This is a genomic window from Actinokineospora diospyrosa (genome assembly GCF_024171925.1).
Classification (GTDB): Bacteria; Actinomycetota; Actinomycetes; order Mycobacteriales; family Pseudonocardiaceae; genus Actinokineospora; species Actinokineospora diospyrosa.
The window spans coordinates 197,065-211,946 of record NZ_JAMTCO010000012.1; the positions used below are offsets into that span (position 1 = coordinate 197,065).

The 14,882-nt window shown below is 69.0% G+C and carries 10 protein-coding genes; 6 read left to right on the forward strand and 4 right to left on the reverse strand.

Going from position 1 to position 14,882, the window contains the following annotated elements:
• The first annotated feature begins 74 nt into the window (after window positions 1-74).
• The 3 genes from LV75_RS24580 (at window position 75) to purH (ending at window position 3,826) form a co-directional block, all read left to right on the forward strand.
• Window positions 75-1,502, forward strand: coding sequence for a cell division protein PerM (locus LV75_RS24580; RefSeq protein WP_253889352.1), 1,428 nt, complete (start codon window positions 75-77; stop codon window positions 1,500-1,502).
• A gap of 120 nt (window positions 1,503-1,622) precedes the next feature.
• Window positions 1,623-2,252, forward strand: a complete 630-nt coding sequence (gene purN / locus LV75_RS24585) for a phosphoribosylglycinamide formyltransferase (RefSeq protein ID WP_301319759.1) — start codon at window positions 1,623-1,625, stop codon at window positions 2,250-2,252.
• A complete protein-coding gene (purH, locus tag LV75_RS24590; protein WP_253889354.1) occupies window positions 2,249-3,826 on the forward strand; it encodes a bifunctional phosphoribosylaminoimidazolecarboxamide formyltransferase/IMP cyclohydrolase in 1,578 nt (525 codons plus the stop codon). Before purN ends, purH begins: the two co-directional genes overlap by 4 nt.
• Before the next feature lie 202 nt (window positions 3,827-4,028).
• Here the strand turns inward: purH and LV75_RS24595 are convergent, their stop codons facing one another.
• Window positions 4,029-4,808 carry an acyl-CoA thioesterase gene (locus LV75_RS24595; protein ID WP_253889355.1) on the reverse strand — a complete coding sequence of 260 codons (780 nt, stop codon included), beginning with the start codon at window positions 4,806-4,808 and terminating at the stop codon, window positions 4,029-4,031.
• Between the two features lie 435 nt (window positions 4,809-5,243).
• Here LV75_RS24595 and imuA' point away from each other — a divergent pair, with 435 nt between their 5' ends.
• The 3 genes from imuA' (at window position 5,244) to LV75_RS24610 (ending at window position 11,882) form a co-directional block, all read left to right on the forward strand.
• Window positions 5,244-5,909 (forward strand): DnaE2-dependent mutagenesis accessory factor ImuA', encoded by a 666-nt coding sequence (gene imuA' / locus LV75_RS35620; protein WP_504923553.1) that lies wholly within the window; start codon window positions 5,244-5,246, stop codon window positions 5,907-5,909.
• Window positions 5,910-5,914: 5 nt separating this feature from the next.
• Window positions 5,915-7,447 carry a DNA polymerase Y family protein gene (locus LV75_RS24605; RefSeq protein WP_253889445.1) on the forward strand — a complete coding sequence of 511 codons (1,533 nt, stop codon included), beginning with the start codon at window positions 5,915-5,917 and terminating at the stop codon, window positions 7,445-7,447.
• Between the two features lie 1,141 nt (window positions 7,448-8,588).
• Entirely contained in the window at window positions 8,589-11,882 is a 3,294-nt protein-coding gene (locus LV75_RS24610; RefSeq protein ID WP_253889356.1) for an error-prone DNA polymerase, read from the forward strand.
• 12 nt (window positions 11,883-11,894) lie between these two features.
• Here LV75_RS24610 and LV75_RS24615 read toward each other — a convergent pair whose 3' ends face one another.
• The 3 genes from LV75_RS24615 to LV75_RS24625 form a co-directional block, all read right to left on the reverse strand.
• Window positions 11,895-12,875 carry a hypothetical protein gene (locus LV75_RS24615; protein ID WP_253889357.1) on the reverse strand — a complete coding sequence of 327 codons (981 nt, stop codon included), beginning with the start codon at window positions 12,873-12,875 and terminating at the stop codon, window positions 11,895-11,897.
• A 65-nt stretch (window positions 12,876-12,940) separates the two neighbouring features.
• Window positions 12,941-13,366 (reverse strand): protein-tyrosine phosphatase family protein, encoded by a 426-nt coding sequence (locus LV75_RS24620; RefSeq protein WP_253889358.1) that lies wholly within the window; start codon window positions 13,364-13,366, stop codon window positions 12,941-12,943.
• Between the two features lie 51 nt (window positions 13,367-13,417).
• Complete coding sequence (locus tag LV75_RS24625; RefSeq protein ID WP_253889359.1) at window positions 13,418-14,875, reverse strand: aldehyde dehydrogenase family protein; 1,458 nt, start codon at window positions 14,873-14,875, stop codon at window positions 13,418-13,420.
• Window positions 14,876-14,882: the final 7 nt, after the last annotated feature.

Consider the following 14,882-nt stretch of genomic DNA (forward strand, 5'->3'; position numbering starts at 1 on the left):
TCGGCGTTCACCGGATCGGTGGGCGGCGGCGTGCCTGACCCGATCGGTCCGGCGCGGGTGTCAGAGTGGGGGCCATGCCGCACACCGACCTGCTGGAGGCCGAGGAGACCGACCGGGTCGTGATCGCCCGGTCGCTGCGCGGGCGGGTGCTCGCGGTCGCCGCGGTGGGGCCGCTGCTGACCGGGTACGCGGCGGTGGCCGCGGTGTTGGCGCTGGTCACCGCGATCGCGGCGCGGGCGCTGTTCACCACGCCCGGTGTGCTGGCCGCTGCGGTGCCGGGTTGGCTCGCCGCCTACCAGGTGCCGGTGCGGGTCGAGGGGCACGAACTGGGCGCGCTGCCGCTGCTGCCGACGCTGCTGGTGTTGGTGCTGGTGTGGCGGACCGCTGCTGCAGCGGCGGAGCGGTTGGCCGTGGCGACGCCCCGTGAAGCCGGGCACGTGGTGGGGGCCATTGTCGGCGCGCACGCTGCGGTAGGGCTAACGCTGGCGTTGTTGTGTTCGGGTGGAACGGTCACGATCGACCCCTTGGCCGGGTTGTACTACCCGGCCTTGCTGTCCGGTATCGCTGCCGTGGCGGGGGTTGTTCCGCGCGCTGGGGTGTCACACGTGCTGTCCGAGCGGATGGACGCGGTGGCGCTAAGAGGGCTGCGAGCCGGTCTGCTTGCCATAGCGGCATTGCTCGCTGCAGGCGCGCTTGTGTTGACGTTGGCGTTGGCACTGTCTTTCTCGACGGTCAAGGGTCTGTTCGCCGTCGAGGACTTCGGTGGCGGGGTCGGCATGTTGTTGCTGTCGCTGGGGTATCTGCCGAACGCGGTGGTAGCGGCAACGGGGTTCGCGGCGGGACCGGGGTTCTCGCTGGGGTCGGTTGTCGTGTCCCCTATGGACTTCTCGGGCGGAGCAGTGCCGCCGCTGCCGCTACTTGGAGCCTTGCCCGAGCACGGTCAACCGTGGTGGTTGGTGCTGTTCGCGTTGCCCGGCGCAGTCGGGACGTTGGTCGGGTGGGTGCTGCGTGAGGTGGACGAGTCACCCCGGATGCGGTTGCGCGCGGTAGCCGTGGCCTCCGTGGTGGTGGCGATGGCGTTCGCGGTGATGGGTGGCGCTTCGGGCGGCGCCCTGGGCGGCGGCCCGTTCCACCCCCTCGACCTGCGCGCGGCCTGGCTGTCGCTGGCCTTGGTGGCCTGGATCGCGATCCCCGGCGGTCTGGTCGCCTGGACTTCGGGCCCGCAGCCGGTGGTGGTCGAGCCGGAGCCGCTGGACGAGGAGTTCGACGAAACCAGCGATTCCGATGACCCGGATGCCCCCGATGACGGCGACGGTGGCGAAACCGAGCCCGAGGACGAGTCGCAGGACGACGCGGAGTCCGTGGAGTCTGAGGACACCGACACCCAGGACAGCGGCACTCAAAACGACGGCGACGCCCAAGACGACCTCGACACCGCTGACACCCCCGACGCCCTGGACGAGGGCGACCCGCCACCGAACCGGCCCGCGGGGGACGCCTGACCACGCAAGACCACCCCCCGCTACCGTCCCCTCACAACGCAACCACCAGCCAAAATCTCGGGTGGGCAGGCGAGGGCCTACGCTGGGCGTGCCCCCGTTCGGCCGTCGCAGGAGAGCACCCTGAGCGCCCAGTACCCGCCCGCCTCCCCCGCCAGGGTCGTCGTCCTGGTCTCCGGGTCCGGCACCCTGTTGCAAGCCCTGCTCGACGCGAGCGCGCGGTCGGACTACCCGGCCGAGGTGGTCGCCGTCGGCGCCGACCGGACCGGGATCGAGGGCTTGGCGCGGGCCGAGCGCGCCGGGGTGCCGACGTTCTCCGTGCGGCTGCGCGACCACGCCGACCGCGGCGCCTGGGACGCGGCGCTGACCGCGGCGGTCGCCGAGCACGAGCCGGACCTGGTGGTCTCGGCGGGGTTCATGAAGATCGTCGGCCCCGCGTTCATGGCCCGCTTCGGCGGCCGGACGATCAACACGCACCCGGCGCTGCTGCCCGCGTTCCCCGGCGCGCACCCGGTGCGCGACGCGCTCGAGCACGGCGCCCTGGTCACCGGGGCGACCGTGCACCTGGTCGACGACGGCGTCGACTCGGGGCCGCTGCTCGGTCAGGAGCCGGTGCGGGTCGAGGTCGGCGACGACGAGGCGGGGCTGCACGAGCGCATCAAGGCGGTGGAGCGGCGGCTGCTGGTTGACGTGGTCGCCCGGCTGGCCGCCGAGGGCTACACCGTGGACGGACGAAAGGTGAGCATCCCGTGAGCGTTACCGAGGCGGCCCAGCGGCGACAGATCCGCCGCGCGCTGATCGGCGTGTCGGACAAGGCTGGCCTGCTGGAGCTGGCGACCGGCCTGCACGCGGCCGGGGTGGAGATCGTCTCCACCGGCGGCACCGCGAAGACCATCGCCGACGCCGGGGTCCCGGTGACGCCGGTCGAGGAGGTGACCGGGTTCCCCGAGTCGCTGGGCGGCCGGGTCAAGACGCTGCACCCGCGGGTGCACGCCGGGCTGCTGGCCGACATGCGCGACCCGGCGCACGTGGCGCAGCTGGACCAGCTGGAGATCGCGCCGTTCGACCTGCTGGTGGTGAACCTGTACCCGTTCGTCAAGACGGTGGCCTCGGGTGCGTCACCGGAGGAGTGCGTCGAGCAGATCGACATCGGTGGTCCGGCGATGGTGCGCGCGGCGGCGAAGAACCACGCCAGCGTCGCCGTCGTCGTCGACCCCACGCGCTATTCGTGGCTCTTGGAGCAGGTCGCCGCAGGTGGCTTTACCTTGGCCGACAGGCAGTCCTTGGCTGCTGCTGCCTACCGGCACACCGCGTCGTACGACGTCGCTGTGGCATCGTGGATCGGCAACGTCCTCGCCCCTGACGATGAGGGGTCGGGCTTCCCGGGCTGGGTTGGCGCTACCTGGGAACGCAAGGATGTCTTGCGCTATGGGGAGAACCCGCACCAGAGCGCGGCTCTATACGTGCAGGGCGATGGGTCCTCCGGGCTGGCGACTGCGACGCAGCTGCACGGCAAGCAGATGTCGTACAACAACTACGTCGACGCTGACGCTGCGTGGCGCGCCGCGCACGACCACGCTTCGGCGTGTGTCGCGATCATCAAGCACGCCAACCCGTGCGGCATCGCGGTCTCCGACGTGGACATCGCGCAGGCGCACCGCAACGCGCACGCCTGCGACCCGACCAGCGCGTTCGGCGGCGTGATCGCGGCCAACCGCGAGGTCAGCGTGGCCATGGCGGAGCAGGTCGCGGAGATCTTCACCGAGGTCATCGTCGCCCCCGCCTACGCCGATGGAGCGGTCGAGGTGTTGACGCGCAAGAAGAACATCCGCGTCCTCGTGGCCGAGCCGCCGCGCCGGGCGGGTGCCGAGCTGCGGCCGGTGTCGGGTGGGCTGCTCGTGCAGACCATCGACACCATCGAGGCTGAGGGCGACGACCCGGCCAAGTGGACGCTGGCGACCGGTGCCTCGGTAGACGACGCCACTCTCGCTGACCTTGCCTTCGTGTGGCGAGCCTGCCGCGCGGTGAAGTCGAACGCGATCCTTATCGCGAAGGATGGCGCCACTGTCGGCGCGGGCATGGGGCAGGTCAACCGGGTCGATGCCGCTCGTCTCGCGGTGTCGCGCGCCGGGGATCGCACGGTGGGCGCGGTTGCCGCGTCGGACGCGTTCTTCCCGTTCCCGGACGGTCTTGAGGTTCTCGTCGAGGCTGGGATCAAGGCGATCGTGCAACCGGGTGGCTCGGTGCGAGACGCGGAGGTCATCGCGGCCGCTGAGGCTGCCGGGGTGTCGGTGTACCTGACTGGCACCCGTCACTTCGCGCACTGACGTGTAAGAGGGGGCGAGATGGATCTCGCCCCCTCTAGGCGCTGTCCTGCAGGTCTGGTGCGTGGGATCAGTGATCCGCGTGGTTGCTGGGTGCGCGGGCGGGAAGCCGCACGTACCGGGTTGTACTTGGGCTTTCCGCCCGTGCGGCCAGGGGCCGCGCGGGCGCGGATAGCGCGTGCCCGACTTGCAGGACAGCGCCTAGTCAGGCTTCCAGGATGCGGCGGGTCTGCCTGCCGGTGGCGACCAGGTCGCCGTTTCGGTTCCACACCTCGCTGCCGTCAACACACCAGCCCGCGCTCGCGTGCTCGGTGTGGATGCGCGCGAAAGCCCACTCACCCGCGTTGAAGGTGTGCGCCGCCTCGGTGAAGTGCACGGCAAGTTCAACGGTGGGAATGGGGACCGGGGTTGTGCGCGTGGCATAGAGCGCTGGCGCCAGCACGTCCAGCAACACCGTTGCCGCTGACTCTGGCCGGGCAGGCGGGTTGACGAGGCGAACCCATGAGGTCAGGACAGGGCTATCGCCGCCGCTGAGCGGGACGCCGCCCACAGGCCGGAACTCGATGTGCTGCGCGAAGGGCACCAGGCCCGGCGGCAGCGTGAACGGCTCCAGGTCTTCGACATCGGGGATGTCCGATAGAGGCAGGGCAGGGCTCTGCGGACCGGCATCCCCACCACCGAAGGTGGCCGTGGCGAGCAAGGCGAGCTTTTCGCCCGCTTCTAGGCGCGCAGTGACGGTGGAACTGCTGCGGCCAGCCTTGATCAGGTCGGCCGATACGCGTACCTCGTCGGACCTGACGGCCGCGAGGAAGGACACGTGCAGCGCGCGGGCCGGGAGTCCTGAGACGCGCCTACCGGCGTGCTCTAGGGCGATGCCCGCCAAGAGGCCGCCGTGGGCCCCGGTCCACGAACGCCAACTCTCGTCGACGCGCTCGACGTCGGCCAGCACGGTCATCTGCGCCCCCAGGTCAGTGGTTTTGTGCAACTGACGATAGTCCGAGGTCGGGGGTGGTGCGCGGAGATCTACGTCATGCCGGGCGGTCCTCTGTGCACAGGTTTGACAGGGCGCCGGTCTGGGGTATCCTTCCGATGTCGAACACACGTTCGAATCCGGGCGGTCGGAGTCGAGGCCAACCACCCGGAACCGCCGTCTCCCCACGGTGAAGCGCGCGCGACTTGAGCGGCGCTCGTGCCGATCTGTGGAGGTACTGCGGTGTGGTCGCTATCCGCTCCCGACGCGGGGAAGTACCCGGGAGCGGGTAGCGGCCACTTTTTACTGTCCCCCTCGGCAAGCGTGCCGCACCGGGCACGCGTGCGCGGGTCATCCCTGCGGCACCTGAACAGCCCGCCCCGCGGGCCATCCACCACGAAACCCTCAACGCGCCCGAGGCGCGCTTGCCTTACCTCGCGGCGGCTGAACATGTCGGCGCATTCGAGCCCACATCACCTTCGCGTCGAACCGGGCACCCTTACCGGTCCACGCGTCCTTCCCGTCCACCCGGAGCTTGCGGGCCTCTTCCCCTGGGGCGGCCTCAGGTGTGGTGGCACCGTTTCGGTGCAGGGATCTTCCGGGCTCTTACTCGCCCTGCTCGCAGAAGCCAGTTCGCGGGGGTCTTGGACTGCCGTGGTCGGCATGCCAGACCTCGGGGTGTTGGCCGCCGCCGAAGCGGGCATGGCCGTCAAGCGCACCGCGCTGGTACCCCACCCCGGCGGCGAGCTCGCCGCCGTCGTCGCGGCACTGCTGGACGGCTTCGACCTGGTGGCCGTGGCCGCCAACCGGATCGGCGACCCATTGGCCCGCAAGCTGTCCGCGCGCGCCCGCAACCGGGGCGCCGCGCTGATCGCGGTCGGCCCGTGGCCGGGCGCCGAGGTCGAGTTGAGCGTGGCCCGCGGCCGCTGGTCCGGCCTGGGGGTCGGTCACGGCCACCTCACCAGCCACCGGGTCGAGGTGCGCGCCAGGGGGCGGGGCGCGGCCGCCCGACCTCGGCGAACCACGTTCACCCTGCGGGGTGGAACACCCTTGACGCCCTCCTCGTTCGAACATATGTTCGACGCCAACACCCCTGCTGTCAGGAGCGAACCGTGACCCGCCTGCTCGTCCTCTGGTGCCCGGATTGGCCGGTCGTCGCCGCGGGCACGGCGGCGGGCCTGGCGGTCGACGCGCCCGCGGTGGTGGTCTCGGCGAACCAGGTGGTCGTCGCGAACGCCCAGGCGCGCCGGGACGGGGTGCGGCCGGGGCTGCGCCGCCGGGAGGCGCAGGGCCGGTGCCCGGACATCGCCGTGCTGCAGGCCGATGTCGACCGCGACGCCCGGTTGTTCGAGCCGGTGGCCGCCGCGGTGGAGGAGCTGGCGGTGGGCGTGGAGGTGGTCGCCCCGGGGGTGGTCGCCGTCCCCGCCCGCGGCCCGTCCGGTTACTACGGCTCGGAGGAGGCCGCCGCCGAGCGGCTGATCGATCAGGTGGCGATCCGCACCGGCGCCGAGGCCCAGGTGGGCGTGGCGGACGGCCTGTTCGCCGCGACACTGGCGGCCCACCGCGGCCTGATCGTGCCGCCCGACGGGAGCGCGGCTTTCCTCGCCCCGCTGGACGTGCGCGAACTACCGGACCGCCCGGACTTGGTGGACCTCTTGCGCCGCCTGGGGATCCCCACCTTGGGCGCGTTCGCGGCCCTCCCCCACACAGACGTGACCTCCCGCTTCGGCGCCGACGCAGGACACGCCCACCGCCTAGCGAGCGGCCTGGAACAACGGCCCCCATCGCGGCGCCGCCCCCCGGTAGACCTGTCTGTCACCCACATCCCCGATCCCCCCATCGACCGAGTTGACGCTGCCGCCTTCGCCTCCCGAACCCTCGGCGAACGGCTGCACAGTGTCCTTGCAGCCCACGGCCTTGCCTGCACCCGCCTGGCCATCCACGCCAGCACCGCCAACGGCGAAGACCTGGTCCGCCTCTGGCGCTGCGCAGACCCTCTTACCCCGTCCGGTATCTCCGACCGAGTCCGCTGGCAACTAGACGGGTGGTTACGCGGTTCCAACCGCCCCTCAGCCGGAATCACCCTGCTACGCCTAGAACCCGAAGAGACCGTAGACGGCCACGCCCTCCAACTGGAGCTATGGCAAGGCGGCGAACAAACCTCCCGAGCCGCCAGAGCAATGGTCCACGTCCAGGGCCTCTTAGGCCAAGAAGGCGTCCTAACCCCAACCCTCAGCGGCGGCCGAGGCCCCGCCGACCAGGTGACGCTAACCCCCTGGGGAGACGAACAAACCCCCGAAAGCCCCCCAGACCACCCCTGGCCCGGCCGATTACCGTCACCCGCCCCCGCAACGATCCCAACCCAGCGGAAACCAGCGACGGTCCTCGACCGCGACGGCGGAGAAGTGGGCGTCACCGGAAGGTTCACCCTGACCGGCCAACCCGACGAGGTAGCGGTCGACGGGACGTCCCGACGGGTGATCGCCTGGGCCGGACCGTGGCCCGCTGACGAGCGGTGGTGGGAGAAGGACAACGGACGCCGACGGGCGCGGTTGCAGGTCTTGCTGGCAGAACAGTCCGAAGTGGAGAACCAGGACGCGTTGCTGCTGGTGCGGGAGAACGAGAAGTGGTCCGTGGAAGGGGTATACGACTGATGTTGCCGGGTGACCCGATTCTGGACGAGTGGCTGGATCTCTTCGATCTGGCGGAGTTGATACCGGAACAGCGGCGGTCGCCGGAAGATCCGGTGGTGGAGGGGTAGCCGGTAGCCGTTGGTTGCTGCTGGTTGCGACTTTCGCTGCTGCCGGTTGCCGACTGGTCGCCTCTGTCTTGGGGCGGTTGGTGTGCTGTCCAGGAGGGTTGGCTGCTGCGAGTGGGTTGTCCACAACGGGACTGACTGTCCACAAGGTTCATTTGCTGCTCTCGTTTTGTCGGCACCCGTCGGTAGGCTGTATATCGGGGGGTCTTGGTGCAGATGATCTTGCGGGCGTGCTCGGTGGCGGCTGGTTGTCCACAACGGTTCTGGTTGTCCACAGGGCGTTGGTTGCCGGTCCCGGTTTGTCGGCGCTGCGCGGTAGGCTGTGTATTTGGGGGCTTTCGATCAGGTTGATCTTGGCGTAGGCCGTGGTTGGGGGTGCGGGGCAAGGGATTCGGGCCTCCGCCTTCGGCTCCGTTGGACGCCTCGTCGCCTGGCGGCAACATCGGCGGAGATCCGCGACAATGCGAAGAGCTCGATGGGGCGAACTTGTTTTGCGCGGGGCCCCTACAACACCCGTGGCAGAACCGCAAAGCAGGGGCCCAAAAGCAGGCCCTGCCGCTGACGACGCTACGGGTGTTGTCCCCCCACGCAAAACAAGTCCGCCCCATCGAGCCAGCCTGGCACCAGCGACTCCGAGGAGCGCGGAGCTGGGAAAGTGGGCTGACGAGAGCGGGCTGGGTTGGCACCGGCCGTTCCGAGTGTCCAGGCGCTGAGCAGGTGGGCTGGGGCGGACCTGACGGGAGTTGGCCTGGCACCGGCAGCTCCAAGGAGCGCGGGCTGAGCAGGTGGGCTGGGCGGCCCCGGCGGCAGCTGGGTTGGCACCGACTGGTCCGAGTGTCCAGTGGCTGGGTGGGTTGGGGCGGACCTGACGGGAGCCCGGCTGGCACCGCTGCATCCGAGGGGCCAGGGCCGGGTTCGAGTGGCCGGTGATCGGTCTGGGCTGTCGGGGTGGGCGACCAGGGTGGTGCCGCAGCTTCCTGGGGGCCAGTGACTGCACTGCGGTAAATCAGCTCAGCAATCACCTATAGGAGCGGAAGATGGGGTGGAGCAACCCGCCGGTGCGGTGGTCGGAGTTGGAGCGGATTCTGTCCGGTCGCCCGCCGCAGGTTGGGGATGGGGGCGACAGTCCGGCTTGGACTCATCGTCGGGAGCGGTATGTGTCGCCTGCTGGTTCGCGGGCGGTCACCGACCAGACGGATGGGGATGGGCGGGTTCCGTATGCCGAGTTGCACTGTCACAGCAACTTCAGCTTTCTCGATGGTGCCAGCCACCCCGAGGAGTTGGTTGAGGCGGCCGCGCTCCTCGGGCTTGATGCCATCGCGATCACCGACCATGACGGGATGTACGGGGTGGTTCGGTTCGCGGAGGCAGCGAGGGAAGTTGGTGTTAGGACTGTCTTTGGTACCGAGCTCAGCCTTGGCCTAACAGCGCCGCAGAGTGGGGTGGCTGATCCTGAGGGGGAGCATCTCCTGCTGCTGGCCGCTGGGCAAGACGGGTATCACCGGTTGTGTCGGGTGTTGACTACTGGGCATCTTGACGGTGAGGAGAAAGGGAAGCCTCTTTACGACCTTCGCGAGGTAGTCGAAGAGACGCGGGAGCACTGTGTGGTGCTTACTGGGTGTCGCAAGGGGGCGGTTCGGCGGGCGTTGGGGGAAGGTGGGCCTGCCGCTGGGTTTGAGCAGTTGCGGTTGTTGGCGGTCGCTTATGGCAAGGATCGGGTGTTCGTGGAGTTGGTGGACCACGGCTACCCGGAGGACTCCAAGCGCAACGACCTGTTGGCGAAGATGGCGACCGAGTTGGGTCTACCGACCGTGGCTACGAACGCTGTGCACTACGCGCATCCGGGGCGAGGGCGGTTGGCGGCGGCGATGGCGGCGGTAAGAGCGCGGCGGAGCCTGGATGAGCTAGAGGGGTGGTTGCCGCCGGCGGCAACGGCGCATCTTCGGAGTGGGAGGGAGATGGCGGACCGGTTCGCGCGGTTCCCGGGGGCGGTGCAGCGGGCCGCGGTACTGGGGGTGGCGCTGTCGTTCGACCTGGATGTGGTGGCGCCGAAGTTGCCGCCGTTCGATGTTCCCGAAGGGCACAGCGAGGCGACCTACCTGCGTGAGTTGGTGTGGGCGGGTGCGGCGACCAGGTACGGGGCGGACGCTCCGGGGGCTCGGGAGCAGATCGCGCACGAGTTGGCGGTGATCGAGGAGTTGGGGTTCCCCGGGTACTTCCTGATCGTCTGGGACATCGTGCGGTTCTGCAAGGCGAACGGGATCTTCTGCCAGGGCCGGGGATCGGCGGCGAACTCGGCGGTGTGCTACGCGTTGGGGATCACCAACGTCGACGCGGTGCGGTGGGAGTTGCTGTTCGAGCGGTTCCTGGCCCCGGCGCGGGACGGGCCGCCGGACATCGACCTGGACATCGAGTCGGACCGGCGGGAGGAGGCCATCCAGTACGTCTACGCCAAGCACGGCAGGCGGCACGCGGCGCAGGTGGCGAACGTGATCACCTACCGGGCCAAGTCGACCGTGCGGGACATGGCGCGGGCGCTGGGGTACTCGCCGGGGCAGCAGGACGCGTGGAGCAAGCAGATCGACCGCTGGGGTCCGCTGACCAGCACCGTCGGCGACAACCACCTCGACGTGCCCGCCGCGGTGCTCGAGCTGGCCGGGCAGCTCGAGGACTTCCCCCGGCACCTGGGCATCCACTCCGGCGGCATGGTGATCTGCGACCGGCCGGTCAGCGAGGTGTGCCCGGTGGAGCCCGCGCGGATGGCCGACCGGACCGTGCTGCAGTGGGACAAGGACGACTGCGCCGCCGTCGGGTTGGTGAAGTTCGACCTGCTCGGGCTGGGGATGCTCTCCGCGTTGCGGTACATGGTGGAGATGGTGCGCGAGCACCACGGCGTGGACGTCGAACTCGGCGAGCTCGACCTGGCCGACGCGCGGGTGTACGACATGCTGTGCGCCGCGGACACGGTCGGGGTGTTCCAAGTGGAGAGCCGGGCGCAGATGGCGACGCTGCCCCGGTTGAAGCCGCGGGAGTTCTACGACCTGGTGGTGGAGGTGGCGCTGATCCGGCCCGGCCCCATCCAGGGCGGGTCGGTGCACCCCTACATCCGGCGAAAGAACGGGGCCGAGGAGGTCGTCTACGACCACCCGCTGCTGGAGAAGGCCCTGCACAAGACCAAGGGCGTGCCGCTGTTCCAGGAACAGCTCATGCAGATGGCCGTCGACATCGCCGACTTCACCCCCGCCGAGGCCGACGAGCTGCGCCGGGCCATGGGCGCTAAGCGGTCCACCCGGCGCATGGAGCGGTTGCGGGAGCGGTTCTACGCCGGTGCCGCCACGCACGGGATCGACGAGGAGTTGGCGGGCCGCATCTACGCGAAGCTGCTGGCGTTCGCGAACTTCGGCTTCCCGGAAAGTCACGCCCTTAGCTTCGCCTACCTCGTCTTCGCCAGCGCCTGGTTCAAGCTCTATTACCCAGAAGCCTTCTGCGCGGCCCTCTTGCGCGCCCAACCCATGGGCTTCTACTCGCCCCAGTCCCTGGTAGCCGACGCACGCCGCCACGGGGTAACCGTTCTAGGGCCGGACATCAACGCCAGCCTCTCTTACCCCACCCTCGAACCATCAGGCGAACGCCCCGCCATCCGTCTTGGCCTAAGCACCACCCGCAACATCGGCGAGAAACTAGCCACCCGCATCATCGATGCCCGCCGCGAAAGCCCGTTCACCAACATGACCGACCTCGCCCGTCGAGTCGAACTGACCCGTCCCCAGATAGAGGCTCTAGCCACCGCAGGCGCTTTCAGCTGCTTCACCCCACACCGGCGGGAAGCTCTATGGACCGCAGGTGCCGTTGTCTCCGAAGGGAAAGGCCACCTGCCCGGCACTGCCGTTGGCACTACCGCCCCCACCCTCCCCGGCATGGACACCCTGGACCAAGCCGTCGCAGACGTATGGGCAACCGGCATCTCCCCCGACAGCTTCCCAACCCAGTTCATCCGCCCCTACCTCGACCGGATCGGCGCACTACCGGTGTCCGGTCTGTCCTCAGTAGACAACGGAACCCGAATCCTACTGGGGGGCGCGGTAACCCACCGTCAACGCCCCCAGACAGCGGGCGGGGTGACGTTCATGAACATCGAGGACGAAACGGGAATGGTGAACGTGGTGTGCTCGCCAGGACTGTGGGTGCGCTACCGGCGGATCGCCCGCACGAGCGCGGCCCTGTTGATCCGAGGAGTGGTGGAGAAGTCCGAAGGTGTGATCAGCCTCTACGCGGACCACATGCAAACCCTGCACATGCGCATAGAGGCCAAGTCCCGCGACTTCAGATGAGTGGGCTACCGACTATCTCTTCTGCCCGTAGGGGCTGCCAGTGCGCTTCTCATTGATACACGCGACACAGCGCTGCTGACCCGGCAACTTTTCGTACCGCCGACAGGGGCACAGGTCGAAGTTCACGGAAGGCGCCTGCGTGTCCTGTCCAACCAGCCTGCGGGGATCTGGGTACAGACCCTCCATCACTTGCTGAATGCGCAAATCCTCCTCCCTCTTCGAATGGACCGTTCGGCGATATTTCCAACGTTCGTCGTGAAGCAACTTGTTCTGGCGCCAACGCTCAACCGCATCACTCGTACCCGAGTTCTCACGTCTTACGCGCTCACGGCGAGCCCCAACTGTCTGTTCCCAGGTAGCCCCCGCGATCGGCGGATCCTTGCGCTGTGGCCCCCACACCGCCAATCGGGAGCTAATCTGCTCAATGTTCTGCGGCGGAGTTGAATACTTACCCTTGTTTGGCCGATGCTCTACCGCCCAGACGATTGCAGCCGGGCACCAACCATCGACGAACCACGGCGTAAGAACTTTCACCAAGGACTTGAGCGAACCAAAAGTTGACCAACCGCAACTGAAGCGCATCCACCGCGCGGCACGAAAAACCTGCACCGGGTCGACCGGGATGGTCTTGTTGCCCCAATCATCACGAATCGTGTGCTCGCTGTCTCGACCGAACTGGGCAGCGAGCGCGATGCCGAGCTCGTGCCCCACAACTGGCGGCGAACGCCATGCGGCCCAACGGTTGCGCGCCTCATCTGCGCCGGAAGGGGGCTGCCCGTATCGAGTGCCATCAGGACGGAAAACAATCGCTCTAGTTATGGCTTGATTGCACCACCCAGAGCGATAGAGGACATGGAGATTTTCAGACAATGCTGCCAACGTGAATAGGAAGGTCCAGCTCTGCGAAGCGCGCAAACCAGTTGTGGCGAGCTCGACCTCACGCTCACCCACGGGAATAGCAATCTCGGGCCACTCAGCCACCAGCACCTCCATGACATCGAGCGAGCTGCACAGCTTACTCGATGCGACAACAGAAGCTCTGCGCCCTCGTTGCAAGGTCAGATCAGGAACTTCTCCACCCAGCGCTTCTGCCAGGGGGTCTCCACGGCGCCGGGTAGGTAGTGCTTCCGGGTCCAGGCAACCGCGTCCGTCGGTGCCACGCCGCTCAAGATGGCGAAGCAGGACAACACCGTGCCCGTGCGGCCGATTCCGCCGCCGCAAGCGATCTCCACGATCTCCCCCGAGGCGGCGCGCCTATAGGCGTCCCGGATCAGCCGGATGGCCTCACCGCGGTCGCGCGGCAGCAAGAAGTCTGGCCAGTCGATCCAGGAGTGCGGCCAAGTGAGGGTCGGTTCGTAGCGGCGCAAGCGCGAGCCGCCCAGGTAGAGGCCGTAGTCGGGGGCGTCGGTGACTGGGCCGTTGCGGAGGCCTCGGGCGCGGACGCTGGTGCCGTCGGGGAAGGAGACCGGGGTTGGGCTGGTCATCTCGCTATAGGTACCAGCGTGATGACCAGCCCGACAAACCGGTACCGGCAGCTATAGGTCGATCCCGGACAGCACCATCACCTGTTCCTCGGTGAAGTCGTCCATCGCGGACCGGAGCCCTTCTCGGCCGGTACCAGAGCCCTTCACGCCGCCGTAAGGCATCTGGTCGGCGCGATAGGACGGTACGTCGCCGATTACGACGCCGCCGACCTCTAGTTCGGCGGAGGCTTGGAAGGCGACCTGGAGGTCTCGGGTGAACACGCCCGCCTGCAGGCCGTAGTCCGTGCCGTTGGCAACCTCGAAGGCCTCCTCGAGGGTGTCCACCACGGTGACCACGAGGACCGGACCGAAGACCTCCTCGCAGGACACCTTCTCCGACGCCGGGACCCCGCTAAGCACCGTCGGCGCCACGGTTGCCCCGGACCGCGTGCCGCCGGTCAGCAGGGTGGCCCCCGCCGCGACCGCCTCCGACACCCAGGTCTCGACCCGCTCCGCGTTGCGCTCGTCGATCAGCGGGCCCACGTCCACGGTCGGGTCGTGCGGGTCGCCGGTGTGCAGGGCCTCGACCTCGGCGACCAGCCGCGGGATGAACTCCTCGGCCAGCGACCGGTGCACCACGACCCGCTGCACGGCGATGCAGGACTGGCCTGCCTGGTAGTTGCCGAAGGTGGCGATCCGGCGGGCGGCGAAGTCCAGGTCCGTCCAGTCCGGGCACAGGATCGCGGCGCTGTTGCTGCCCAGCTCCATGACCACGTGCTTGCGCGGGGCGGCCGAGGTGATGCCGTGGCCGACGCCGGTGGAGCCGGTGAACGAGATGACCGGCAGCCGGGGGTCCTCGATCAGCGCCGACATGGCCGAGCCGCGCACCGGCAGCACCGAGAACGACCCGGGCGGCAGGTCCGTCTCGGCCAGGATCTCGCCGAGCAGCAGCGACGACAGCGGGGTGGCCGACGCGGGCTTGACGATCACCGGGGCGCCGACCGCCAGCGCCGGGGCGACCTTGTGCGCGACCAGGTTGAGCGGGAAGTTGAACGGCGCGACCGCCAGCACCGGGCCGCGCGGGCGGCGGCGGATCAGGCCGAGCCTGCGCTCGCCGTTGGCGTCGGTGTCCAGCCGCTGGAGCTCGCCGATGTGCCTGCGGGCCTCCTCGGCGGCGAACTTGAACACCGACACCGCCCTGGCCACCTCGATGGTCGACCACTTCAGCGGCTTGCCGTTCTCCGCGGTGATCGTCTCGGCGATCTCCTCGGTGCGCGCGGCCAGCGTGCGCGAGACGTGCTCCAGCGCGTTCGCCCGCACGTGCGCGGGCGCCGAGCGCAGCGGCTTGGCGGCCGCGGCCGCGGCGGCGATGGCCGCCTCCACGTGCTCCGGGGTGGGCACCGACACCGTCGCCACGTCGGTCCCGTCGTAGGGGTGGCGCACCTCGAGGGTGTCGTCGCTGCTCTGCGGCCTGCCCGCCACCCAGAACGGGCGCGGCTTGGCCACCACGGCGTCTTGTTCGTCGGTCATGGCTCAA

Coding starts and splice junctions, on each gene's coding strand:
- imuA' (WP_504923553.1), top strand. CDS start 5,244: ATGTCGGCGCATTCGAGCCCACATCACCTTCGCGTCGAACCGGGCACC.
- LV75_RS24615 (WP_253889357.1), bottom strand. CDS start 12,875: ATGGAGGTGCTGGTGGCTGAGTGGCCCGAGATTGCTATTCCCGTGGGT.
- LV75_RS24610 (WP_253889356.1), top strand. CDS start 8,589: ATGGGGTGGAGCAACCCGCCGGTGCGGTGGTCGGAGTTGGAGCGGATT.
- LV75_RS24620 (WP_253889358.1), bottom strand. CDS start 13,366: ATGACCAGCCCAACCCCGGTCTCCTTCCCCGACGGCACCAGCGTCCGC.
- LV75_RS24580 (WP_253889352.1), top strand. CDS start 75: ATGCCGCACACCGACCTGCTGGAGGCCGAGGAGACCGACCGGGTCGTG.
- LV75_RS24625 (WP_253889359.1), bottom strand. CDS start 14,875: ATGACCGACGAACAAGACGCCGTGGTGGCCAAGCCGCGCCCGTTCTGG.